This is a genomic window from Candidatus Pseudoscillospira sp. SGI.172 (assembly GCF_050313575.1).
In the GTDB taxonomy this organism is placed as follows: Bacteria; Bacillota; Clostridia; order Oscillospirales; family Oscillospiraceae; genus Vermiculatibacterium.
This window is the reverse complement of the sequence record NZ_JBNPLQ010000029.1, coordinates 1-22,764: the sequence shown is the minus strand read 5'-3', so window position 1 is coordinate 22,764 and position 22,764 is coordinate 1. Positions and strand designations below refer to the sequence as shown.

The 22,764-nt window shown below is 57.5% G+C and carries 20 protein-coding genes and 2 tRNA genes; 14 read left to right on the top strand and 8 right to left on the bottom strand.

Annotated elements, in window-relative coordinates; all coding sequences use genetic code 11:
• Positions 1-8: 8 nt before the first annotated feature.
• Positions 9-788 (bottom strand): GNAT family N-acetyltransferase, encoded by a 780-nt coding sequence (locus ACQRD3_RS10880; RefSeq protein ID WP_080907930.1) that lies wholly within the window; start codon positions 786-788, stop codon positions 9-11.
• Positions 785-1,480, bottom strand: coding sequence for a PAS domain-containing protein (locus ACQRD3_RS10875; protein WP_080907931.1), 696 nt, complete (start codon positions 1,478-1,480; stop codon positions 785-787). The genes ACQRD3_RS10880 and ACQRD3_RS10875 overlap by 4 nt, the downstream gene beginning before the upstream one ends.
• A gap of 370 nt (positions 1,481-1,850) precedes the next feature.
• Between ACQRD3_RS10875 and ACQRD3_RS10870 the strand changes: the two genes are divergently transcribed.
• The gene (locus ACQRD3_RS10870; RefSeq protein WP_080907932.1) at positions 1,851-3,500 is read left to right on the top strand and encodes a tryptophanase; all 1,650 of its coding nucleotides are present in this window, start codon (positions 1,851-1,853) and stop codon (positions 3,498-3,500) included.
• 233 nt (positions 3,501-3,733) lie between these two features.
• The gene (locus ACQRD3_RS10865) at positions 3,734-5,125 is read left to right on the top strand and encodes a sodium-dependent transporter (protein ID WP_080907933.1); all 1,392 of its coding nucleotides are present in this window, start codon (positions 3,734-3,736) and stop codon (positions 5,123-5,125) included.
• Between the two features lie 144 nt (positions 5,126-5,269).
• Here the strand turns inward: ACQRD3_RS10865 and ACQRD3_RS10860 are convergent, their stop codons facing one another.
• The 4 genes from ACQRD3_RS10860 to ACQRD3_RS10845 all read right to left on the bottom strand — a co-directional run bounded on the left by ACQRD3_RS10860 (position 5,270) and on the right by ACQRD3_RS10845 (position 9,317).
• Entirely contained in the window at positions 5,270-6,208 is a 939-nt protein-coding gene (locus ACQRD3_RS10860; protein ID WP_427781401.1) for a tRNA dihydrouridine synthase, read from the bottom strand.
• Between the two features lie 98 nt (positions 6,209-6,306).
• Positions 6,307-6,383 (bottom strand) — tRNA-Arg (locus ACQRD3_RS10855).
• A 294-nt stretch (positions 6,384-6,677) separates the two neighbouring features.
• Entirely contained in the window at positions 6,678-7,796 is a 1,119-nt protein-coding gene (locus tag ACQRD3_RS10850) for a 4-hydroxybutyrate dehydrogenase (protein ID WP_427781400.1), read from the bottom strand.
• A 45-nt stretch (positions 7,797-7,841) separates the two neighbouring features.
• The gene (locus ACQRD3_RS10845) at positions 7,842-9,317 is read right to left on the bottom strand and encodes a hypothetical protein (RefSeq protein WP_080907975.1); all 1,476 of its coding nucleotides are present in this window, start codon (positions 9,315-9,317) and stop codon (positions 7,842-7,844) included.
• A 447-nt stretch (positions 9,318-9,764) separates the two neighbouring features.
• Here ACQRD3_RS10845 and ACQRD3_RS10840 point away from each other — a divergent pair, with 447 nt between their 5' ends.
• From ACQRD3_RS10840 to ACQRD3_RS10785, 12 genes are all read left to right on the top strand, one after another.
• The gene (locus ACQRD3_RS10840) at positions 9,765-11,771 is read left to right on the top strand and encodes a sigma-54-dependent Fis family transcriptional regulator (protein WP_427781399.1); all 2,007 of its coding nucleotides are present in this window, start codon (positions 9,765-9,767) and stop codon (positions 11,769-11,771) included.
• Positions 11,772-11,858: 87 nt separating this feature from the next.
• Positions 11,859-12,596 carry a hypothetical protein gene (locus tag ACQRD3_RS10835; protein ID WP_427781398.1) on the top strand — a complete coding sequence of 246 codons (738 nt, stop codon included), beginning with the start codon at positions 11,859-11,861 and terminating at the stop codon, positions 12,594-12,596.
• 23 nt (positions 12,597-12,619) lie between these two features.
• A complete protein-coding gene (locus ACQRD3_RS10830) occupies positions 12,620-13,258 on the top strand; it encodes a hypothetical protein (protein WP_080907978.1) in 639 nt (212 codons plus the stop codon).
• Positions 13,255-13,539, top strand: a complete 285-nt coding sequence (locus ACQRD3_RS10825; protein WP_080907979.1) for a hypothetical protein — start codon at positions 13,255-13,257, stop codon at positions 13,537-13,539. The genes ACQRD3_RS10830 and ACQRD3_RS10825 overlap by 4 nt, the downstream gene beginning before the upstream one ends.
• Positions 13,540-13,759: 220 nt before the next feature.
• The gene (locus ACQRD3_RS10820) at positions 13,760-14,416 is read left to right on the top strand and encodes a hypothetical protein (RefSeq protein WP_427781397.1); all 657 of its coding nucleotides are present in this window, start codon (positions 13,760-13,762) and stop codon (positions 14,414-14,416) included.
• 6 nt (positions 14,417-14,422) lie between these two features.
• Complete coding sequence (locus ACQRD3_RS10815; RefSeq protein WP_080907981.1) at positions 14,423-14,959, top strand: DUF4364 family protein; 537 nt, start codon at positions 14,423-14,425, stop codon at positions 14,957-14,959.
• 4 nt (positions 14,960-14,963) lie between these two features.
• The gene (locus ACQRD3_RS10810) at positions 14,964-15,830 is read left to right on the top strand and encodes a putative ABC transporter permease (RefSeq protein WP_427781396.1); all 867 of its coding nucleotides are present in this window, start codon (positions 14,964-14,966) and stop codon (positions 15,828-15,830) included.
• A 429-nt stretch (positions 15,831-16,259) separates the two neighbouring features.
• On the top strand, positions 16,260-16,958 hold the full coding sequence (locus ACQRD3_RS10805) for an ATP-dependent Clp protease proteolytic subunit (RefSeq protein ID WP_080907983.1): 699 nt from the start codon (positions 16,260-16,262) through the stop codon (positions 16,956-16,958).
• 136 nt (positions 16,959-17,094) lie between these two features.
• Positions 17,095-17,916, top strand: coding sequence for an undecaprenyl-diphosphate phosphatase (locus tag ACQRD3_RS10800; protein WP_427781395.1), 822 nt, complete (start codon positions 17,095-17,097; stop codon positions 17,914-17,916).
• Between the two features lie 164 nt (positions 17,917-18,080).
• Positions 18,081-20,807, top strand: a complete 2,727-nt coding sequence (locus ACQRD3_RS10795; protein WP_427781394.1) for a DNA translocase FtsK — start codon at positions 18,081-18,083, stop codon at positions 20,805-20,807.
• 18 nt (positions 20,808-20,825) lie between these two features.
• Positions 20,826-21,203, top strand: a complete 378-nt coding sequence (locus ACQRD3_RS10790) for a GNAT family N-acetyltransferase (RefSeq protein ID WP_427781393.1) — start codon at positions 20,826-20,828, stop codon at positions 21,201-21,203.
• Between the two features lie 89 nt (positions 21,204-21,292).
• Positions 21,293-21,369: transfer RNA gene (locus tag ACQRD3_RS10785), tRNA-Arg, on the top strand.
• Positions 21,370-21,513: 144 nt separating this feature from the next.
• On the opposite strand, the gene ACQRD3_RS10780 is transcribed toward ACQRD3_RS10785, so the two are convergent.
• Complete coding sequence (locus ACQRD3_RS10780; protein ID WP_427781405.1) at positions 21,514-22,065, bottom strand: GGDEF domain-containing protein; 552 nt, start codon at positions 22,063-22,065, stop codon at positions 21,514-21,516.
• A gap of 63 nt (positions 22,066-22,128) precedes the next feature.
• Positions 22,129-22,653, bottom strand: a complete 525-nt coding sequence (locus tag ACQRD3_RS10775) for a hypothetical protein (RefSeq protein WP_427781392.1) — start codon at positions 22,651-22,653, stop codon at positions 22,129-22,131.
• Between the last annotated feature and the right edge of the window lie 111 nt (positions 22,654-22,764).

Sequence of the window (22,764 nt, the reverse complement as noted above, 5' to 3'; positions counted from 1 at the left end):
CCCCTCCGTCAGCGGCAGCGATTCAAATAGAGCTCGCCCCAGCGGCCCTGCTCAGTGTAGCCGATGGAGCGGTAGAGGGCGGCCACCTCGTCGTAACCGCTGATGAGCACAGGGGTCTTGCCCAGCTCCAGGACCCGCCGGGTCAGGAAGGCGGAGATCTGGCGCCCGAAGCCCCGGCCCCGGGCGGAGGGGATCACCGCCACCGCGCCGATGGCCCCTGCCGCGTCGTCCTGAGACAGGATACGCCCGGTACCCACCCAATGTCCCTCCCAGAGCAGCCCGTAGAGCTCAGTCAGGCCCAGGGCCCGCCAGCGGGAGCACTCCTCTGCCCAGGGGGCAAAGCGCAGATGCTCCCGATAAAAGGGGTGGCTCTGCTGCAGGACGGAGAAGATCTCCTCCGGCGGCGGATCGGATGAAATGCGCAGGGAGGGGTCCGGTGCGGGGAAACGGGGCGTGTCGCAGCGCATGAACCAGGAGCTCTCCAGCTCGCCCCCCATCCGTTCCCTGAGGGCGGCGCAGAAGGCCAGTGTGCCGTCGATCTCCCCGATCTCCGGCCGCTCCAGAATAAAAGAGAGAATGGGCTCCAGAGGCGGCAGGCCGGGAGAGACAACGGTTAGCACGCCGCCGGACAGGGAGAGCGCCGCGGGAATATCCCCTGCCAAATAAAAGCTCTCCGCTGTCCCGGCGGTGTGGGCGCACAGGGAACGGGAGCCGAAAAGCCGTTCGGCAGAGCAGGCGGAGCGGAAAGGTTTCAGCAGTTCCGGAGTAAGGAGACGGATCGGCTTCACTTGGCCTCACCCTCCTCGCGGACTTTGGTCAGATAGCGGTAGATGCTGGCGGGGGAGGACTGCAGGGCCTTGGACACATGCTCCACGGCCCCCTTGAGGCGGAAAACTCCCCGCTGCTCCAGCTGGGAAACGATGCGGATCTTCTCGGTCTGGGTCAGGCGATCCACAGGGATGCCGTCCTCGTTGAGCACATCCTGTACCACGCCATAGGCTGCGGAAGTCACCGAGTCGTTGAAGTGCTCGGTCTCTCCGCCTTCCATGTCGGGCTCCAGAATATCGCTGCGGATAGCGATATTGTTCTCCACGTAGTTATCTGGATGGATGAGCTGAAAAAGCTGGCTGGTAAAGGCCTGAAATTTGCTGTCGTCAAAATTGATGCAGAGCATCCCGGCCAGATGTCCGCCCGAATCCTTAATATAATAGGTGGAGGAACGCAGGACTTTCCCGCTGTTGGTGAGGCCGGTGTAGTTGATTCGGTAATCCTTTCCTGCGGCATTGTCCTCCACAGCCTTCAAAGCCATGCTGGTGGGCGGGGAATTTAAATCGCGGCCGCTGATGCTGCCGTTGACGATGGCGACAATGGAACTGGTCTTGCCGTTGATGTCGTGAAGAGTGAGCTCGTAGCTCGGACCAAGAGTCAAACCCAAAAATTCCACAAGCTTGGTGTACTGTTTGAGCATGGCGCGGTTCATAGGGCTCCCTCCCGATTAAAAATATGAAAAAAATGTCGGTTTCTATGACTTTTTCCAGTTGAATTTTAATTATCATAACATGGAATGAGAAAGGATGCAAGAGATGAAACTGACAATAATGATAAAAAATTTATCATTATTTACAGAGTAAAAGGGGATATGGCGAAAATACACAAGACGGACTCAATAGTTTTGGGCAATATTTCACATCAAATTCTTGACATGAGAAGAAAATGATGATAATATAATTCTCGCAAGGTGCTGTCCGCTAGTCGCAAGGGTCCGGGGAATGAAAGCCGGCTTCCGACGACCGGGGTATCCTCTCATGAAATGATGGCGCAAAGCGCCAAATCAAATGGAGGTAAACAAAATGGACAAAAATGTGAAGCACTATCCCTTGGATGTTGAAATGCCTCAGCACTGCGCGTACGTTGTGCGCGATCTGCCCCAGGCTACTGTTGAGCAGCGTGAGCGTGCTCTGAACGCCACCCACTGGAACGAGTTCGCTTTCCCCTCCGGACTGCTGACTGTCGATATGCTGTCTGACTCCGGCACCACCGCCATGACCAACCAGCAGTGGGCCACCCTGTTCCTGGGCGATGAGGCTTATGGCCGCAACACCGGCTACTATGTCCTGCTCGACACCTTCCGCGATATCTTTGAGCGCGGCGGCGAGAAGAACTGGAAGAAGAGCATCGACCTGGTCCGCACCGACTGCCGCGACCTGGAGAAGATGATGGACGAGCTGTTCCTCTGCGAGTACGAGGGCGGCCTGTTCAACGGCGGCGCCGCTCAGATGGAGCGCCCCAACAGCTTCATCATCCAGCAGGGCCGTGCCGCTGAGTCCGTGCTGATGGAGATCGTGAAGAAGATCCTGGCCGCCCGTTATCCCGGCAAGGTCTTCACCATCCCCTCCAACGGCCACTTCGACACCACCGAGGGCAACATCAAGCAGATGGGCTCCATCCCCCGCAACCTGTACAACAAGGAACTGCTGTACGAAGTTCCCGAGGGCGGTAAGTACGAGAAGAACCCCTTCAAGGGCAACATGGACATCGAGAAGCTGGAGCAGCTGATCAACGCCGTGGGCGTGGACAATGTGCCTCTGATCTTCACCTGCATCACCAACAACCCCATCTGCGGCCAGCCTGTCTCCATGGCCAACATCCGCGAGATCAACCGCGTGGCCCACAAGTACGACATTCCTCTGGTATTCGACGTGGCTCGTTGGGCTGAGAACTGCTACTACATCAAGATGAACGAGGAAGGCTACGCCGACAAGTCCATCGCCGAGATCGCCACCGAGATGTTCTCTTACTGCGACGCGTTCACCATGTCCGCCAAGAAGGACGGCCACGCCAACATGGGCGGCATGCTGGCCTTCCGCGACAAGGGCCTGTTCTGGAAGAAGTTCTCCGACTTCAACGAGGACGGCACCGTCAAGACCGACGTGGGCGTGCTCATCAAGGTCAAGCAGATCTCCTGCTACGGCAACGACTCCTACGGCGGCATGTCCGGCCGCGACATCATGGCTCTGGCTGCCGGCCTCTATGAGTCCTGCGACTTCGACTATCAGCATGACCGCGCCAAGCAGTGCGAGTACCTGGCTCAGGGCTTCTACAAGGCCGGTGTCAAGGGCGTCGTGCTTCCCGCCGGCGGCCACGCTGTGTACATCAACATGGACGAGTTCTTCGACGGCAAGCGCGATCACACCACCTTCGCCGGCACCGGCTTCTCTCTGGAGCTGATCCGCCGCTACGGTATCCGCGTATCCGAGCTGGGCGACTTCTCCATGGAGTACGACCTGAAGACTCCCGAGCAGCAGGCCGAGCTGGCCAACGTGGTCCGCTTCGCCATCGACCGCAGCCGTCTGACCCAGGAGCACCTGGATTATGTCATCGCCGCTGTGGCTCAGCTTTACAAGGATCGTGAGAGCATCCCCAACATGCGTATCGTCTGGGGCCACAAGCTGCCCATGCGTCACTTCCACGCCTTCCTGGAGCCCTATCCCAACAAGTAATTTTAAGCTTTGATACAGGCGCGGCCGGAAAGTGGCAGTTTCGGACGCAGTCCTGCTGAGAGGCGACAATTCTAACGTACTGTACCACGGAGAAGCGTGCAGCTGAAGAACACGGGCGTCCGCAAATTGATAAAATCGATTCCTGCGGACGCCCGTGTTCTCTGATCTTTCATTGTTTGAGAGGCGTTTGGAGAGAGAATGATCCGCGAAACTTAAGAGAGAGGTGGATTTTTATGGCAGCTCCTGAGACAACTGTGGAAAAACGCGACGGTTTCCAAAGCAAGTGGGGATTCATCCTTGCCTGTATTGGTTCTGCTGTCGGCATGGGTAATATCTGGCGTTTCCCCATTATGGTTTCTACTTACGGTGGCTTGACTTTCCTGATCCCCTATTTTATCTTTGTCGTTCTGATTGGCGCCACCGGCGTCATTGGAGAGTTCGCACTGGGCCGCGCCGCATCTGCCGGTCCGATCGGCGCTTTTGGTAAATGTACTGAGATCCGCACCGGCAACAAAAAGACCGGTGAGATCATTGGCTGGATCCCCATTCTCGGCGCTATGGGCCTGGCCATCGGTTACACTGTGGTTTTGAGCTGGATCTTCAAGTATACCTTCATGTCCATCACCGGCGGCCTGTTTGCCCTCGGTACCGACATGAACGCCATCGGCGGTGCCTTCGGCGCCACCGCTCCTGAGACCGCGTCCATCGGCGAGAGCGTGTCCGCGGTTCTGGGCGGAGCCGGAAACGGGCTCTGGCTGGTCATTGGTCTGGTCATCAGCCTGGTCATCATGGCCATGGGCGTGGCCGACGGCATTGAGAAGGCCAACAAGATCATGATGCCTGTTCTGTTCTTCCTGTTCGTGGCTCTGGGCATTTATATCTTCACTCTGCCCGGCGCTCACGAGGGCTACAAGTACATCTTCACTATGCAGCCTGCCGGCCTTGCCAATCCCAAGGTCTGGATCTTCGCATTCGGCCAGGCGTTCTTCTCTCTGTCCGTGGCAGGCAACGGCTCTGTCATTTACGGCTCCTATCTGCCGAAAAACGAGGCCATTCCCAGCTCTGCCCGCAATGTGGCCTTCTTTGATACCATGGCTGCCATGCTGGCCGCTCTGGTCATCATTCCGGCCATGGCCGCCGGCGGCGCCGAGCTGTCCAAGGGTGGCCCGGGCCTGATGTTCGTCTACCTGGTCAACGTACTCAACGGTATGCCCGGCGGTCGGATCGTGGGCGTGGTGTTCTATGTCGCCGTCCTCTTCGCCGGCCTGTCCTCCATCGTCAACCTGTATGAGGCCCCTGTGGCCATGCTTCAGGAGCGCTTCAAGGTCAAGCGTGTTCCCGCCGTGGCTATCATCGGCGTGTTCGGCGGCATCGTGGCCTTCCTGATCCAGGGCTATACCTCCCAGTGGATGGATATCGTCTCTATCTACATCTGCCCCCTGGGCGCGTTCCTGGCTGGTGTCATGTTCTTCTGGGTCGCCGGCAAGGAGTATGTTCTCAAGAACGTCAACGAGGGTTCTCCCAAGCCCATCGGCAACTGGTTCTATCCTCTGGGCAAGTATGTCTACTGCATCCTGGCTGTGGTCGCTCTGATTGCGGGCGCACTCTTGGGCGGGATTGGCTGATCTCCAAAATCAAAACAGTACAAGTATTCATTTTCTCTCCGACAGAGCGGGGCGCGGCGAAAAGCCGCGCCCCGTCGTCTGTTAAAGGGGCCCTGGCCTGCGCAAAGAGCAGGCCAGGGCCCCTTTTTATGGCCGGGCGTCCCGTCACCACTGGGGGAACGCTCCTTCTGACCGCAGGGGCAGTTCCGCAAAGATTCGATCGGTGAGATCCCGGTACTCGGTGGGATCGGTGGTTTTCCTCAGCTTTTTCATGTAGGATTCGCCGCCCTCAAAAAGGCAGTTGTGGTAAAACCAGATCTCCTTCATGCGCCCCAAGGCGTTGCGGCGGCTTCCAAAGACGGAGCTGTAACCGTCCAAAAGGGCATCATGGTAACGGCGCAGGGTCGACCGGTCTGCGGGCGCTCCGCCTCGGGCACGGCGGACCAGAGCCGGATCTGCCACCAATCCACGGCCCAGCATAACCGCGGGCGATTCCGGGAACCGCGCTTCAAACGTGGAGAGTTGTTCGGGAGTGATGAGATCACCGTTGCAGCAAACCGGGTTTTTGCTGCCCTGCAGGGCCCATCCAAAAGCCTCTTGCCGCACTGGGACCCGGTAGAAATCCGTCCGCACCCGGGCGTGCACCGTAAGTTCATGGATGGGGTATTGATTATAGATCTCCAGCAGATGAAAAAACTCCTCCGGCTCTTTCATGCCCAGCCGAGTTTTGATGGAGACCGGCACAGGGGTATGGGCGAATATCTCATCTAAAAAGCGCTCCAGTGCCGCCGGGTCGGCCAGCAGTCCGCTTCCTTTCCCTTTGGCGACCACGGTTCCGGAGGGGCAGCCCAGATTCAGGTTGATTTCCGAATATCCCATTTCAGCCAGCTGGCGGGCAGCCCAGAGAAAATCCGCGGCATGGCGGGTGAGGAGCTGAGGAACCACAGGCAGTCCGGTATTTTCTTCGGCGAGCACATCCCGAAGTGCCCGGTTGGGAAAACGGCCGTCCTGCGTGGGAGATAAAAATGGAGTGAAGTATTTATCGATTCCGGGAAAATATTGATGGTGGATCCTGCGGAACACATGGTCGGTAATTCCCTCCATAGGTGCAAAATAGAATTTCATATCTGTTGTTTCCCTCGACAGTAGAAGATCGTTCCGTGATAAAAAAGCTGCCAGTCAATGGTTATTGACTGGCAGCTTGGTACGCCCGGAGGGACTCGAACCCCCAACATTCAGAACCGGAATCTGACGCTCTATCCAATTGAACTACGGACGCATTTTGTGGTGGAACCCTAAGCACGAGGTATATTATAACACGGTGCTTTGCGTTTTGCAAGCATTTTTTATCCAAAGAAAGCTGTTTTGCGGGAATGTACCGAAGCAACAAAAAACGAGATGGGAAGTATCTGAGCCATAAACGTGCCAGGCCTTTTTGGAGCACGACTGCCAAAGAAGGCGGAGCCCTTTTCAATCAGCGTTCGGAGGGCGGGCAGCCGTGTCTGCCCGCCCTCCGAACGTTTGCCCCTGTGGGAGACAGGGGGTGACATGGAGAAAGGTTGGAAGGCAAAGATCAAAACAGGGCCTGGTAGATCCGGTAGATCCGGTCCCGGTCCAGAGGAGCAAAGTTGTTGGCCATCAAACGGCTTTGATTGAGCAAAACGGAATCGGTGAACTCGGTTAGATCTTCTTCCGTTACCCCGTATTCCCGAAGCGCCTTTTTCTGCATCAGAGTACTCAGCAGGCTGTCCAGGGCGGCAAAGACTGCTTCAGGCTCGGGAGAACACTCCAGGGGACCGGCCAGGTGGGCGCTTAGAGCAGCCATCTCACCACCACGGTCCAATTCCAGGTAGTTGCGCATCACGCCATCGAACAAAGCATAGTTGGATTCTCCGTGAGCGACGTGGTACTTGGCGCCCAGGGGATAGGACAGGGCATGGACTGCCGCGCAGCCGGCGTTTCCAAAGGCGATTCCGGCGTAAGTGGAGGCCAGCAGAAAATCACCCAACAGGGGGATGCGGGCATTTGGGCCGTTGGCGGCAATTTTTTGGTAGCCCCGCAGAATCATCTCGGCAGCTCGGTAGCCAAAGAGGCGGGTCGTTTCATTTCCGTTGGGAGAGAGGCTGGATTCCACGGCGTGAATCAGAGCGTCAATGGAGCTGGTGGCGAAAAAGCGAAATGGGAGGCCGGAGAGCAGCTCAGGCACAAGTACCGCGGAGTCAGCGTACATTGCGTCGGCAGCCAGGCCTTTTTTGGTTCCGCGGCTGTTCAGGGCGAGAATGGCGATGTTGGTGACCTCGCTGCCGGTGCCGCAGGTGGTGGGAACCAAGACCAGCTCTTTCTCCTTGACTGCCGGACGGACTCCATCGTAGAGCTCCAAAATGGGGGAGGGGTCCTTCAGGGCAAACAGCTTGGAAATGTCTATCACTGTGCCGCCGCCCACGGCAATGATCCGCCGGTGGTGATCCTTGATGTCGCGGTACATGGCCTCTGCCATGTCATCGGAGGGTTCGCCCTGTCCGTATTTCTCTTGAAAGAGTACGTCGCATTTCAAGTCCAGGGCACCGAAATAAGGCTTATAGATGTACTCGTTGGTGATGACCAGGTCGCCGGGACCGAGGCCGAAAGCCTCGGCAAACGCAGCGGCGGTGTCGTAGCGGTAGAGCGTGGGTTTGATCATCAGTTGTCTCATGGTTCACCTCTGCTTTCTGTGTGTCCGCCCCGCATGGGCGGAGGATCAGGCCTGCTCGGGCTGTCTTTTTTTGCGAAAGACTTCCGTGGCGTCCACAACCAGCCATACAATGACGCCCACCAGCAGAGCCTGGGCGGGAGTGTAGTAGGCCAGGGCGGCGGCAATGATACACGCGATGCCCCGGTCGTTGGCGGTGGAGCACATGCGCATCCCGATGTTGCCGCAGGCGAATGCCTGCACGCCCATGGTGATGCCGAAGAAGATGGCAAAGGCAGGCTTGATCAGGGTGACAAGGGGAAGGATCAGCACGGCGATGACGGTGGCCGCGCGGAAGGTGCAGACGCCGTCCCAGTAGGTGTGCAGGGTATTATAGCCGCGCTTGTAGCGCTCGGTGATGGTCAGGAGGCCGGAGGCCCACAGTGGGCCGCACATGGGCACCCAAGGGGCAAAGAGGGACATGATGGCGTTGCGCAGGAAGCTCACCAGGTTGGAGCGGCCAGCGTCAAAAATGACAGTTTCATCGCTGCGGTGGGCGGTGGCCTCGGTAACGACCTCTTTGGCCAGCACGAAATCGGAGAAGGCGATGATATAGGTGGTCAGGGCGCTGGGAATGGCGGCCAGGAAGAAAGAGGCTGCCGGGAACCCGATTCCAAAGATGGTAAAGTGCTCCAGCACAAAGCCAAAGCTCAGAGGCGTCAGCCCCCATTGGATTACGGGCAGAGGGATCTCCTTCAGCAGGACGGGCGCGAGGATAATGGCAAAGAGCTGTGCCGGGACGACACCTTGGTTTCGTATGACACGCCAGAAATTGCTGGTTTGGGCCTTACGGGCAAACCAAGGGTTGAACAGGAAGAAATAGGACATCAAAACAGCGATGGCAACCGTCCAGGGAGCCTTGGGCATCCGGGCGGAGAACACATTGATGCCGGCTGTGATTCCGGCGCCCAGGACAATCCCGGCCTTGATGCCCATAGGGACCGCGTCTACCAGCATCCGGCCCAAACCGGTGGCGCCCATAATAAGGAAGCACAGGGCTACCAGCATTTGCAGGGCGATCATGGCATAGATTCGGTCTACCTGGCCTGTGGCATAGTTGGGAAGATCCCACTGCTGCAGGAATTTCAGCGTCAGGGGCAGGGCGGGAGTGATCCAGCCGGGGACGACCGGGTCACCCATCAGAGAGGGCAGATAGTAGCAAATCGCATTTAGAACGCCGAAGGTCAGGGCCATGAGAAACACGCTGTTTTCATCAAAGCCGAGTGCGGCAATGTTGGCGGGGTCATCCAGGCCGAAAGTGGTCATGGTGGTGGTGACGCCGGCGCCCAGACAAGCCACGCCCAAAAACAGGGCGGCAGCCATCTCGGTCCAGGACCACTCGTGGTGGATGAGGGGTATGCGGATCATGAACGGTCCAATTTTGATACCGGGCTGTTCGGCACCGTAGGCACGCTTTTTCAGAGGAAAGGTGCCGGACAGGAAGCCCTCGGGTGTGACGACTTTTTTCTCGGTGGTTTCGCTCATTTTTACGCCTCCTCTTTGTCGTGTCAAGACTTGCAGGTACATTCGCCGCTCTTTCTCCCTCGCTGTGCCGACCTCCTTTCCGTACTCTGCGGCGGCGGGATGTACGCTTGGTGTGCACTTAAATATCTTGCAAGACGCATGCCAACTTTGCACCGTGCTGAGAAAAGCGGCCTGTGACTTCCACACAGACAAGACTGCGTATCATAAAACGGAGAATAGGGCGTCGCAAGTGTGACATGGAGTGTGACAAAAAAGTGTGACACAATAACACATAATGTGCTATTGTGTCACATAGTAGATAAAAATAGAATTCATAGTTTAAATAAATTTGTGTAATAAAGCAAAAAAATTTAAAACAAAACCAATAAACTGCGCGGTTTCCCTTGACGGGAATGGAGAGGGCCTGGATAATAGAGGAAAGAGCAAGAGCAGAGAGGAGGTCCCTTTATGTGGGTGGACCAGGAAAAGGTCCTGGCGGCAAAGCGCGCCTTTCAGAGGGGGGAGCCCTTTGACCCATCAGTCGTCCGTCCCGTTATTCTGGAGTCGTGGAAGCGTTCCCGGGCATTTGGCGTTCGAATGGATACCCGGCTGCCCCGTATCCTGACCGGGGAGGAACTGGCGGAGCGGTGTCGGCAGCGGCGGGAGTTCTGTGATGTGGCACTGCCCTTTGTGGAGAGCCTGCGGGAGTTTGCCACCGGAGCCGGATTCGTGATGACGGTCTGCGACGAGGAGGTGTATGTCCTTCAGGTAACCGGGGACGAGGATCTGCAGCAGATCATCCGGGCTGGAGGAATGGTGGAGGGGTGCAACCGCAACGAGCGGAGGATCGGCACAAACGGCGTGGGCACACCGGTGGAGACAGGGCAGCCGGTCCAGGTGTTCAGCGAGGAGCACTATTTTGGCCCCAGCCGCAAATGGGGCTGTACCGGCGCACCCATCTTTCGTCCGGATGGCTCCGTGGCGGGAGGGATCTGCCTCATCAGCCCCTATGAGAAGGTGGGGGCACAGACGCTGGCTCTTGCGGTTTCGGTGGCGGAGAATATCCGTCGGCAGATGAAGATGCGGGAGACCTTTGAGACGCTGGATCACCTGCGGCGCAATCTGAGTATCATCATAGAGACCTGGCCGTCCGGGATTCTGCTGCTGAACCAGGATCTGACTGTTGTGCAGGCCAATGCCGGCGCGGCGCGGCTTTTGATGCTGCCCCGGGAGGCCTTGGAGGGAGCTGCCTTCTTTGAGCTGATCGGGAGACGGGCCCTGAGGGAGTCGGAGGTTCGCCGCGGGGTGACGGACCGCCTGGTCACCATTGAACGGGGGACCCAGACGATGTCGCTGTCCTTTTCCATTCAGCGGGCCGATGCGGGCTCCTGCGTGGTCATGTTTGAGACGGCGGAGACCCTGCATCGAAAGGTCAGCCGGATCGTTGGGTCGGATGCCCGGTTTCGCTTTGACGACATCATCGGCGGTTCCCCGGCCCTGCGGGATGCGGTGGAGCTGGCAAGGGTTGCGGCCGGAAACAACTCCAATGTCCTTCTCAGCGGGGAGAGCGGCACAGGAAAAGAGCTTTTTGCCCAGGCGATCCACAATGCCAGCGCCCGTCGGCGGGAGCCCTTTGTGGACATCAACTGCGGGGCTTTGCCCAAAAGCCTGATCGAGAGTGAACTTTTCGGCTATGAGGGTGGCAGCTTCACAGGGGCCAACCGGGATGGGCGGGCCGGAAAGTTTGAGCTGGCCAATGGAGGGACCATCTTTCTGGATGAGATCGGCGACATGCCGTTCGACGTGCAGGTGAGCCTGCTGCGGGTGCTTCAAACCCGGGAGGTCAGCCGGATCGGCTCCAGCAAGACGGTCAAGGTGGATGTGCGGGTGATCTCGGCAACCAACCAGAACCTCATTAAAGCCATCGAGCGGAATGAATTCCGCAGCGACCTCTATTACCGGCTCAACGTTTTTGACATCCGCATTCCGCCTCTGCGGGATCGACAGGGCGACATCGTGTCTCTGGCGGACTATTTCTTTCGGAAATACGCCTCGGATCTGCCTCACTGCCGGATGACGGGGCTCTCGCCGGAGGCATATGCTCTTTTGTGCCGCTATCAATGGCCGGGAAATGTCCGGGAGTTGGAAAATGCCGTGGAGCGGGCGATCTATTTGGCCAAGTCCGATCAAATCGGCCCAGAGTGCTTTCCGGAGCATATTCGTGCCGCCGCTTTGGGTGAGACGGCCGAAGAGATGGGAAAGGAACCCATGCAGCCGGAGGCCGGCAGCGGGGCGGCGGGGCGAAGCGGCTGCTCTCTGCGGGAGATTGAGCTGCGGCAGATCCGCAGAGCCCTGTCTCTCAGCGGAGGAAACGTGAGCCGGGCAGGGGAGCTTCTGGGGCTTTCCCGCAGAACCGTCTACCGAAAGATGGAGCGATACGGCCTGGATATTTCCAACTTCCGGACGGAGGGCTGAGCCCGGATCGGAAACTTGGCATGGCACTTGCAATGTATTTAGGATAGACGGAACCGGAAGTTACGACTTTGGAGAGGAGAAGGCACAATGGACAACACTATGCGGTCGCGGCCCATCGTATCCACCGCCGCGTTCCTTCTGGCCGTGGGCGGGGAGCTCTATCTTTTGCGCGGGCATCTTGCGGGGCTGCCCGCAGAAGCACCGATCCCACTTTTGATGGAGCTCTTCCTGTGCGGGGTGATCCTGATCGGGGCAATCTGCAGCGCCACTCCCAAGGGATGGCGGGGGAAGGCGGGCTGTCGGGCGGCTTACCTTCTTTTAGCGGGCTACCTGGCGTTTAATATTGCCCACTTTTCCTTTTTCAGCAGGCTTTACTTAGAGGGCATCACCACTGAGTATCCCAGCTACGCTCCGGCGCTGGCCGCTTTGAAACTGGTTCTGGTGTCGGTGGGAGTTGTGGCAGCGACCCCGGTGGCCTCGGGGCCGGACCGCAGGGAGTACGCCGACAGACTTTGGAGCGCCGCACGCCGCCAGCAGAAAACATGGGCGGATGGGGCGGCGGTGCGTGGGTCCGACGCCGACAAAGACCCGGCGGCCCAGGCGGCCCAGAGACTGCGCCGGGAACTGACCGCTGATGAGCTGGAGAGGCTGAAGCGCACACTGTTGGCTGAGCCGTCGCCGGAGGCGGAGGGAAATTCACCGGAGGCGGCTGATCCCTCAGACCCAGAGGCGCCGGAGGAGGCGGGAAAAGAGTCTCCGGGATCTCACGAGGAGACGGGGAAATGGGCCGGTTTTGAGGGGTGGAAGGGCTGGGGCTGCTGCTGACAGCCCGGAAAGGAGGAGAAGCTATGGGCGCGGTGGCGATTCGAATCGGTTACGCGGCGATGGTTGCGGCCATCATCCTGGCATTTCTATTTTCCCGGCGGGGAGAGAAAGAACTCCGCTTCGCGGTGGATCGGTTTGCCGAGGCATTTCTCGGCCTTTCCAACCTGGTCAGTCCCTGTCCGCCCACGCGGCGGCTGGCGGTGCGGCGAGTTGGCGGCGGCGTCCATCCCTTTCCGCCGGAACAACAGCCGGAAGAACTTCGGGCGATCCTGCGCGTGGGAGCGGAGGAGGAGGCTGCCGGCCTTTATCAGAGGGCTGAGGCCGCCGCGGTGGAGGTCCGCCGCCGCAGCCGCAGGAGCCGCCGCCTGCGGGAGCAATTTGGGCAGCCAATCACCGACCTGTGCTTCCTGGCCTGCGTTTTTATCGAGGGGTGCCAAGACCTTTCCACGGTTGACAGCGTCAACCGGGAAAATGCATTTACACGCTTTCTGACTGGTCAGGAGGAGCATCGGATGGCTTTGCTCAAGCGGATCTCCAGGGAGTTCAACGACGCATTTTTAGAACTGAATCAAAACTATGATCTTGCCGCCCTGAGCGAAAAGGAGCAGGCGCAGAGCACTGGGCGGGCAAAGACGGGACGCAGAGGAGGAGAGGCAATATGAGCTGGCTGGAGGTATTTCAATACGCGATCTATGGCCTGGGAGGAGCGGTGGTGCTCCTGTGGCTGTTCAATTTGAGCCTGGCCATCCGTGGGCGTCGGGAGAGCGTGGCCGCCAGACGGATGATGTTTATTCTGGCCTTCGTCCTGCTCGGACTGAGCATTGCTCGGAGCTCTCAGCTCTATGGCTCTACCGTGGTATTTGCAAACATCCTGGTGTTAGGATGTATTACGGTGGCCTTTGTGCGCTCGGAACGGGAGAAGAACGACGCAGCCCCGGAATGAGGAGACATACCGGAGCTGGGGAACAAACAAAGAGGACGCCCCGCGGAAGATTTCATCTTCCGCGGGGCGTCGCGGCGTGTCGGAGCGCAGACAGAAAAAAGAGATGAAAATGGTTCCGCATTGGATAAAACCAGCCATGTAGATAGACATATGCTTGCCTTTTTTTTTAAAGAAAGGTATAATATAATTTCACATAGAAATCGAGTGAGGTGTCTCTGATATGCCCGAAATTATTATGATACTGATCCTGCTGGCGATTGTCTATTTTCTCACCAAACGAAAGAAAGCCAAGGAAGAAGAGAAGAAACCGGAGCGCCCCAAATTTTCACCCATCCCGGTGGAGGTGGAGGACGGCTGCTGGTCCTGCACGCCGGAGGAGCTGCTGGACAATGTGAGCCTCTCTGTCTACCAGACTAAGACTATGGCCATGCCGGTCTATATCTATGGGTCGGGGTATGCTCCCCAGGATAAGCGCCACTGGGTGACGCTCACCGCCAACGAAGCTGGAAAGCTCACCGAGGCGGTCATCACCTGGTGCCTGGATGACGACAAGGAGATCCGCGGCGGCGCCTCCAACTATTCCGGCACCTTCCTGGCGGTTTTGGCCAACGAGGAGTGCGACCAGATCATCTGGGAGATCAACCGCCTTACCAGCCAGCATGAAGAGGGTGTGGCGGACGAGCTGACCCGGTACAGCCCCAAAAGCCGTGTTTACGTCTCTGTGGGGGCGGACAGCAAGCGGATCATCACCATCGTCATCACGCCCATCACCCCGGGTGAGCTGGCCAACTATCAGGCGGAGAAAGAGGCCCAGGCCGCCGTCAAGGCCGCGCGGGAGGAAGAGCAGCGGAGGGCCGTGGAACAGGGGAAGGAGTAATCTGCTATGGCCCGATACGGATTTATTCACGACAAACTGGACATTAAGATGCTGGAACTCTATTTGATGTCCCACGCAGCCGGGCCCATCGATTTCGACACCCTCTCCGACTTGTCCATGCGTCATGAGGGCGTAGACTACTTTGACTTTGCGGAGGCCACGGCGGAACTGGTGGAGAGCGGCCACCTGACATACGACGGGGACTGCTATCTCATCACGGAGAAGGGGCGGACCAATTCAGCCGCCTGTGAGAGCAGCCTGCCATACTCTGTCCGCCGCCGGTGCAATCAGGACCTGGCTCCGGTCAACGCGGCCCTCCGGCGGAATGCGCAGATCCGGGGGGAGAAGCGGAAAAACGGAGATGGATCCATTGTCGCCCGCATGACCCTGGATGACGACGGCGGCAATCTGCTGACCATCGAACTGCTGTGTCCCTCCGATGCTCAGGCGGACCGGCTGATCGAGAATTTCCGCGCCCAGCCGGAGCGGATCTATAACGAGGTGTTGGAGGCGCTGACCGCGCCGGGTGAACCCGAGGAGTGAGTCCATGACCGAGCCTGTTTTATTTGGCCTTCCCATCAGCATCGCATTTTTATATTTTATCGTCTATTCCGTTTTGGGCTGGTGCATGGAGACTGTTTACTGTTCCGTGCTGGAGCATCGCTTTGTGCCCCGCGGCTTTCTTTACGGGCCGCTGTGTCCCATTTACGGGGTGGGCGTACTGATGATGATCTGCTGGTTTCAGCCCCTCATGGGCAATCCGGTGCTGTTTTATATCACAGCTACGGTGGGCATGTCCGTCTGGGAGTATTTTGTAGGCTGGTTTTTAGAGACCACGACCCACATCAAATATTGGGATTACAGCATGTACAAGTTCAATATCAAAGGTCGTATCTGCCTGTGGGTCTGCCTGATGTGGGGTGTGCTCTCCTTTGTGGTCCTCTATTTTATCCATCCCGCGGTAGCCGGTCAGTTGGATCGGATCTCCCCCATTCCCCGCTATGTGCTGGACGGGGTCTTTTTGGGGATCCTGATCGCGGATACCGCAGCTACCATCTATCAGCTGGTTCGGACCTCTCAGCTGCTGGATAAGCTCCAGCAGGCAGGGGACGAGCTGCGGCTTCAGGCTCACCTGGGGCGGGCGGAGCTCTCCGACCGGCTGGTGGAGGCCAGAGAGTGGCTGGATGATCTAATCCCGGACGAGCTGGACGAGACTGGACGGGCGCTCAAGGATCGGTACGACGAGCTGGCTGCGCATGCCGAGCGGCTCAGCCGCCGTTTCCGTGACCGGTACAGCCACATGAGTGTAACGACACGGGATCGGGAGGCTCTGGAGAGCGTCAAGCGTCGGGGTGAGAAGCTCAAGGCCCGATTGAAGGAGACCAAGATTGCCCAGGAAAGGGAGCGGGAGTAAAAAAATCTTTCGTGGATGGGCCGCAGAGAAATCTGCGGCCCATTTTTTTAGCCAGAAGGGAATATTAAGATTATGTTGACTGGATTTGAAATTGGAGAAGAGGCGAAACCGGCGATAGAGCCTTGTGGACAAAACGGTGGAAAATGTGGAAAACTCTTTTGGCAGAAGGGAAAAGCGCTTGTGGAAACTTCGGTGGAAAATGTGCATAACTATTTGTAGACGCAATTATAGAATTAAATTATGTAAACAAAAAGGACGCGTGGAAAGTCTGCGAAAGGAAGATGTTTGAAGAGAAAAGACCGCTTTTTACCAGACTTGAGACGAAGATTTTTTGTGATCAAAAGGAAGGAAAACGGTGGGTTATACAAGAAGTATTGATGGGTAGAAACGACCCTGACCGCACATACTGAGCGGGAAAGGAGGGTGAGTATGGAAGAGGAGATGCGCAAAGAGGAACGGCGGGAAATTGAAGAACTGGGCTCGACCCGAATCTGTACGCCGCGTGGAACCATCCACACGCTGGCCGTTGTGGGGCAGATCGAGGGCCACCAGATTTTGCCGCCGTCCATTAAGACAACGAAGTATGAACATGTTTTGCCGCTTTTGGCCATGGTGGAGGAGAGTGACGAGGTGGACGGCCTGCTGGTGCTGCTCAATACGGCGGGGGGCGACATAGAGGCCGGACTGGGGATTGCGGAAATGATCGCCGGGATGAAAAAGCCGACGGTGTCTCTGGTTCTGGGCGGCGGCCACTCCATAGGAGTGCCCATGGCCGTGGCGGCGAAAACGTCCTTCATTGCCCCGTCCGCGGCCATGACCATCCATCCGGTGCGCCTGTCGGGGACTGTAATCGGCGTCAGCCAGATGTTTTACTATTTTCAGAGGACGCAGGAGCGGATTGTCCAGTTCGTCACTCGAAACAGTCGAATCTCCCGGGAGGCGTTTTTAAAGCTGATGCTGGAGACGGGGGAACTGACCGGGGATGTGGGCAGCGTGATCTATGGGGAAGAGGCAGCCTCGCTGGGACTGATCGACCGAGTGGGCGGACTTTCTGACGCGCTGGAGAGCCTTCACGGACAGATCGAAGCCCGCAAGAAAGAGAATGAGACAGAGCAGAGCGGGGGGTGACCTCCGCTCTTTTTTCAGCCGGAAAAAGATTCTGGAAATACTGGAGCAACTGTGGTAATATAAATATGCATGCTCCACTCCGGGGCAATCTGATTTTTTGGAGGGAAATAGATTGACATATCTCTCGTCCGTCCTCATGGGCGTTTTACAAGGCATTACCGAATTCCTGCCTGTTTCCAGTTCCGGTCATCTGGCGCTGTTTCAGCACTTTTTCGGGATGGAGGACATTGAATCCAAGCAGATGTTTTTTTCCGTCATGCTCCACTTCGGAACGCTGATCTCCATTTTTATCTATTACTGGCATGACATCGTAGATATGATTCGGGAGTTTTTCCGGGCCATTGGGGATCTCTTTTCCCGCCGCGGCGGCCGCCAGCAGGTCCAGACGCCTCCTGCCCGGCGGCTGGTGCTTCTCATCATCGTGGCGACTCTGCCTTTGTTTGTGATCCTGCCTGTGAAAGATGTGGTTGAATCGGCCACCGGAAACGTCACGTTCGTCTCTCTGGCCCTCCTGGCTACCGGATTCCTGCTGTTTTTCTCCGACCGGCTGTCGAAGGGCCGAAAAACGGCCAAGACCGCCACTCTGGTGGACGCGCTGGCGGTGGGCTGCGCCCAGGCCGTGGGGACGCTCCCCGGAATCTCCCGCTCCGGCATCACGATTTCCACCGGAATGCTCCGGGGCTATGACCGTTCCTTTGCCGTCCGGTTCTCTTTCCTCATGTCTCTGCCTGCTGTGCTGGGGGCTACGATTCTGGAATTGAAGGATGCGCTGGAGGCCGGGCTTGACCCGGCCATTCTGCCCCACTGCCTGGTGGGGATGGGGATCGCCGCCGTGGTGGGCTATTTTGCCATTCGACTGGTGAACCTGTTGGCCAGCAAGGGGAAATTCGGGGCCTTTGCCTACTACTGCTGGGCGGTGGGCGCGGTGTCCCTGGTCGCGGGATTTGTGGTCGGATAAAGGATGCAGTGGAAAAAGAAAGGGCTTTCGGTCCGTTTGGATCGAAGGCCCTTTTCCGTGCCGGTCTCCGCTTTTCCCTTGAAAAGAAAAGGAAATTGCGGTATGATTTAACTTGAAAGTTTATTGCCGCCTCTGCTGGGCGAGGTTCCTGAAAGGATGATCCCATGGCCACCACACAAAAGAAAACCAACACTGCCCGGAAAACAGGAGGAACGTCGGGGCGCTCCGGCGGCTCTTCGGGCCGGACTTCCGGCGGAAGTCGGAACTCCAGCCGCCAGAAGGCGCCGGCGCCCAAGCCCTTTCGCCGGGAGATCGGGGCGCTGATCTGTCTGCTGCTGGCCATTTTTTCCGCCCTTGGCTATTTCCGGGTGGATGCCCTTTTCATCAATTTTTTCTGCGGGACGGTGAAAGGGCTGATCGGCTATGGCTACTGGCTGCTGCCCCCGGCCCTGCTGATCGCCAGTGCGATCCTGGCGTTCCACCGGGGCCGCCCCGTGCGGCTGCGGGTGTGGTGTGCCATGTTGATGCCCGTACTGGCCGGCGGTTTTCTCCACCTTCTGCTCTCTAAAGGGGAATATCCCTGGACGGCGGCGCTGCCGGGGGTGCTGTGGCAGAGCGGCAGAGAGCTCGCTTCAGGCGGGGTGCTGTCCGGAATTCTGTCCCAGGGCCTCATTGCGGTGTTCAGCAAGATCGGTGCGGGAATCATTTTCTTTCTGGTTGCGGTGGGGATGCTCATGGCGGCCTGTAACGTGACTGCGGTTGATATCCTGGACTGGTTCAAAAACCGGCCCCATCCCGAGTATGCGGAAGAGGAGCTGCCGGAGCCCGCGCCGAAGCCCGCCCGTGCTGTGGCCCCGCCACGGGAGAAGCGCCGCCCCGTCATTGATATCCCGGTAGATGACGGCCCGCTTCCGCAGGAAAAACCGGAGGAACCAGCCCCTTCCAAGCGAGGCTTTTTTGACCGCAAGGCCAGAGTGCCCGCCCCCGATCAGATCCTGGGCGGGACAGACCCGGCGCCGGCGCCGGAGCCGTCCGCCCCGGTTACGGAAGAGATTCCTTCCACGCCTCCTGTGGTCCCGCCGGAGCCTTTCCCGCTTCCCAAGGAGGAGATCCTGGAGCAGGCCGTACCGTCCGTTCCGGCCGCTGTCCCGCTTTCAGGGGGAGAGATCATCCCCACCATGCCGGAAATCGTCCGGGAGCCCGCGGTGGCCAAGGTAAGGCGGGGAGACGCCGAGAAGGCGGCTGCTCAGGTGAGCCGGGAGGTGGAGCAGACCCTGAGTCAGGCTGCCCCCGTGTATCAATATCCGCCGGTCTCTCTGCTCACCGCGGGGGAGGAGGGGGACTCCGCCGGTGTGGCAGGAGAGCTGCGGTCCAACCAGGCCCGCCTTACCGACACCATCCACTCCTTCGGCATCGACGCCAACATTGTCAACGTCACCCGCGGCCCCTCGGTCACCAGATATGAGCTGGAGTTAGACCAGGGCGTCCGACTCAACAAGCTCACCAACCTGGCCGACGACATCGCTCTGGCCCTGGGAGCTTCCGGGGTGCGTATCGCACCCATCCCCAACAAGATCTCCATGGTGGGCATCGAGGTGCCCAACAAGCTGGTCACTCCCGTGTGTATTCACGATGTGATCGATTCCCGTGAGTTCCGAAATCATGCCTCCAAGGTGGCGTTTGCCGTGGGCAAGGACATCGGAGGCAACTGCATTGTGGGCAACATTGCCAAGCTGCCCCACATGCTCATCGCCGGTACCACCGGCTCGGGCAAATCGGTGTGCACCAACTCCCTCATTGTGTCTCTTCTCTATAAGGCCACTCCCGAGGAGGTGCGCCTGATCATGGTGGATCCTAAAATGGTGGAGCTCGGCATCTATAACGGCATTCCTCATCTGCTGATCCCCGTTGTCACAGACCCCAAGAAGGCCGCCGGTGCGCTGCAGTGGGCGGTGACGGAGATGATGAAACGTTACCGGATGTTCTCCGAGGTGGGCGTGCGGGATCTGGCTTCCTACAACGCCCATGCGTCCCGCTCCGGAGAGATGTCCAAGCTGCCTCAGGTGGTGGTGGTCATCGACGAGTTGGCTGATCTGATGCTGGTGGCCGCCAAGGAGGTGGAGGAATCCATCTGCCGGGTGGCCCAGATGGGGCGTGCTGCCGGAATGCACCTGGTCATCGCCACTCAGCGGCCTTCCGCAGACGTCATCACCGGCCTCATGAAGGCTAACATTCCTTCCCGCATCGCCTTCGCCGTGGCTTCCTCTCTGGAGTCCCGCATCATCCTGGATCAAACCGGTGCGGAAAAGTTGGTGGGCCGGGGCGATATGCTCTATTTCCCGCTGGGGTCCGGCAAACCCACTCGGGTCCAGGGCTGTCTCATCTCCGATGAAGAGGTGGCCCGCGTGGTGGAGTTTGTCAAGCAGGAGGGCTCTGCCCAGTATGATGAAGCGGTGCTCCATGAGATCGAGCGGAACGTGGCGGGCAACGAGAAGGGGAGCAAAGGCGTGGGCGGCTCCGCTCCCGAGGATGTGGACAACAGCTACGACGAGCTGCTGCCCTCTGCCATCGAGGTGGTGGTGGATACCGGCATGGCCTCGGTCTCCATGCTCCAGCGGCGGCTCAAACTGGGGTATTCCCGGGCTGCGCGCCTGGTGGACCAGATGGAGGAAAAGGGAGTCGTAGGCCCCTTTGAGGGCTCGAAGCCCCGCCAGGTGCTCATTACCAAGGAGCAGTGGCAGGAGATGCAGTACAAGCAGGGAATGGTGGATCTGGCCCCTGACGCGGCTGCCATTTCTGAGCCGGTGCCCGAGGAGGTGGACTACGAGGGGGACGCAGTGGCCCAGCCTCGGGATCTGCCTCCCTTTGACCTGGATGGGGAGGATTTTTAATGGAACGATTGGTGGTCTTTGCGCCAGAGGAGGTCCAGTCTTGTTTGGGCCTGGGGGAGTATAACCACCGCTTTTTTTCAGGAGACGGCCGATCTTTCCTGCCGCGTGGAAGGGGACGGTGTCTGTCTGGGCGGGATCACCGCATGGCGGGCCGATGAAGTGGTGGTGGTGGATCTTCTCTGGGCGGCTGATGATTGCCATGGGAGAGGACTGGGCCGCCGTCTTCTGGGAGCTGTGGGGAAGGAAGGACGCCGTCTGGGCGCATGCCGGGTGGAGGTGAACACCTTCGGTTTTCAGGCCCCGGGCTTCTATGAGAAGCTGGGTTATCGGTGCTTCGCCGCCGTGGAGCCGGCGGTGGGTGTCTGGGGGCATTATTTCTACCTCAAGGAGTTCTGAAAAAGTTTTCGACTTTTGGGAAAAAAAGCTTGCATTTTGCCGTCGACTGTGATAATATAATTAAGCTGTCAGTGAGCAGTTGACGGTATGCGGCTGTAGCTCAGCTGGATAGAGTGACTGGCTACGAACCAGTAGGTCGGGGGTTCGAGTCCCTCCAGCCGTACCAAAAAAGCCCTGAAACCGAAAGGTTTCAGGGCTTTTTTGTAGCTGTTTTTAACAGGTTTGTTAGCCGCTGAAAATTTCGGGGGAGCATTTTGGGTACGTGGTAAAAAATAAAGCGGGTGTCCAGATAGTGGACACCCGCTTTTATTTATACAAATATTGGGGGAATTTGATACTTCTTTTCTTTGTTAAAGTAAAAGCGTTTGTCAACAGACACAAAAAATGTGTGAAAATCTTCTGCTTTCGGGTCAAAAATTCCTTTCCCATAGGGGATGCCGAAGTCATAGGAAATCTTTTCCTGTTTTTGACGTACAAGCTCATCCAGCTTTTTCAAGCATATATCCACGGCTTCTTCGGAAGGGGATCGAACAATGCACGCAAATTCATCGCCACCAATGCGATAGCAGATACCGGTTTTGGTGAATGCTTCAGTTAGGCATTGATAAGCTTGCCGGATGGCTTCATCGCCTGTTTGGTGGCCGATTGTGTCGTTAATAATTTTTAGGTGGTCAAGCTCAAACAGCACCAGCCAGTTTCCAGGCGTTCCACCGGGAACAAATACCGTCTCAGCATCTCTTTCGAATGCCATGCGGTTGTTACCTGCCGGAATCACATCAGTAAAGGCCAGGCGCTGAAAATGCTCTGCATCCCTGCTCTCCCGGGCCAGTGTGAGCAGCCGTTGAAGCGCTGCAACACCCATATAGGCCACATACAGCAGAATCCTAACACGGAAGAATTTGGAAATAGGACTATACGAGCTTGACTACATAGTAATTAGTTCAAGCCCTCCGGACAGGCCAAGAATGAAAAGCCCGATTAGCTGAATACAGGCGTCACGGTTATGGTATTTGATCGTTTCAAACAAAAGTGCGGTAATTGTGACAATGATCAGGGCCAACAGCATCAGATGCACAGATATCAACGTTCGAAAGAAGTATATCATTCCTGTGAGTTCCAATGCGACAGAAATCACAAGGTTTGCGGTAAAAAGCCAAAAGAAAAATGTGGGGTAAGCTGGCGTGTGGCGCTGATAGTCATTATCAAGATACAGCGTAAACGGCAGAGGCATGGTCAGCAGAGCATAATATGAGAGCTTTGTGACAAGGTATTCACTGCCTATAAAAAACTGCATTGTTTTGGATTCTCCGAGTATCCATAGCCCAACCACTTCGGAAAACAGTGCAAGATACAGTAGCGTTGGATTTCTGAGACCAGAGACGGCCATAGATAAGAACATAGTCGTCTCATAAGAACCTGCAAAACTTGCGGGGGTAAGAAAAAATCCCAAAACGCTGGTTACTCAACGCTTTGGGATTTGGTCCGAGTGTCATTAAAGGATCTGTGAAAACCCAGTAATATCAATGGTTTGTAAGCAGCAAGCAAGGTGCTTTATCCAATC

Bases quoted from the DNA above. Each gene is read 5' to 3' on its own strand.
- ACQRD3_RS10860 (WP_427781401.1), bottom strand. From the start codon at position 6,208: ATGGAGGGAATTACCGACCATGTGTTCCGCAGGATCCACCATCAATAT.
- ACQRD3_RS10850 (WP_427781400.1), bottom strand. From the start codon at position 7,796: ATGAGACAACTGATGATCAAACCCACGCTCTACCGCTACGACACCGCC.
- ACQRD3_RS10815 (WP_080907981.1), top strand. From the start codon at position 14,423: ATGGCCCGATACGGATTTATTCACGACAAACTGGACATTAAGATGCTG.
- ACQRD3_RS10780 (WP_427781405.1), bottom strand. From the start codon at position 22,065: ATGGGTGTTGCAGCGCTTCAACGGCTGCTCACACTGGCCCGGGAGAGC.
- ACQRD3_RS10820 (WP_427781397.1), top strand. From the start codon at position 13,760: ATGCCCGAAATTATTATGATACTGATCCTGCTGGCGATTGTCTATTTT.
- ACQRD3_RS10805 (WP_080907983.1), top strand. From the start codon at position 16,260: ATGGAAGAGGAGATGCGCAAAGAGGAACGGCGGGAAATTGAAGAACTG.
- ACQRD3_RS10795 (WP_427781394.1), top strand. From the start codon at position 18,081: ATGGCCACCACACAAAAGAAAACCAACACTGCCCGGAAAACAGGAGGA.
- ACQRD3_RS10825 (WP_080907979.1), top strand. From the start codon at position 13,255: ATGAGCTGGCTGGAGGTATTTCAATACGCGATCTATGGCCTGGGAGGA.
- ACQRD3_RS10865 (WP_080907933.1), top strand. From the start codon at position 3,734: ATGGCAGCTCCTGAGACAACTGTGGAAAAACGCGACGGTTTCCAAAGC.
- ACQRD3_RS10810 (WP_427781396.1), top strand. From the start codon at position 14,964: ATGACCGAGCCTGTTTTATTTGGCCTTCCCATCAGCATCGCATTTTTA.
- ACQRD3_RS10835 (WP_427781398.1), top strand. From the start codon at position 11,859: ATGGACAACACTATGCGGTCGCGGCCCATCGTATCCACCGCCGCGTTC.
- ACQRD3_RS10800 (WP_427781395.1), top strand. From the start codon at position 17,095: ATGGGCGTTTTACAAGGCATTACCGAATTCCTGCCTGTTTCCAGTTCC.
- ACQRD3_RS10840 (WP_427781399.1), top strand. From the start codon at position 9,765: ATGTGGGTGGACCAGGAAAAGGTCCTGGCGGCAAAGCGCGCCTTTCAG.
- ACQRD3_RS10845 (WP_080907975.1), bottom strand. From the start codon at position 9,317: ATGAGCGAAACCACCGAGAAAAAAGTCGTCACACCCGAGGGCTTCCTG.
- ACQRD3_RS10830 (WP_080907978.1), top strand. From the start codon at position 12,620: ATGGGCGCGGTGGCGATTCGAATCGGTTACGCGGCGATGGTTGCGGCC.
- ACQRD3_RS10870 (WP_080907932.1), top strand. From the start codon at position 1,851: ATGGACAAAAATGTGAAGCACTATCCCTTGGATGTTGAAATGCCTCAG.
- ACQRD3_RS10875 (WP_080907931.1), bottom strand. From the start codon at position 1,480: ATGAACCGCGCCATGCTCAAACAGTACACCAAGCTTGTGGAATTTTTG.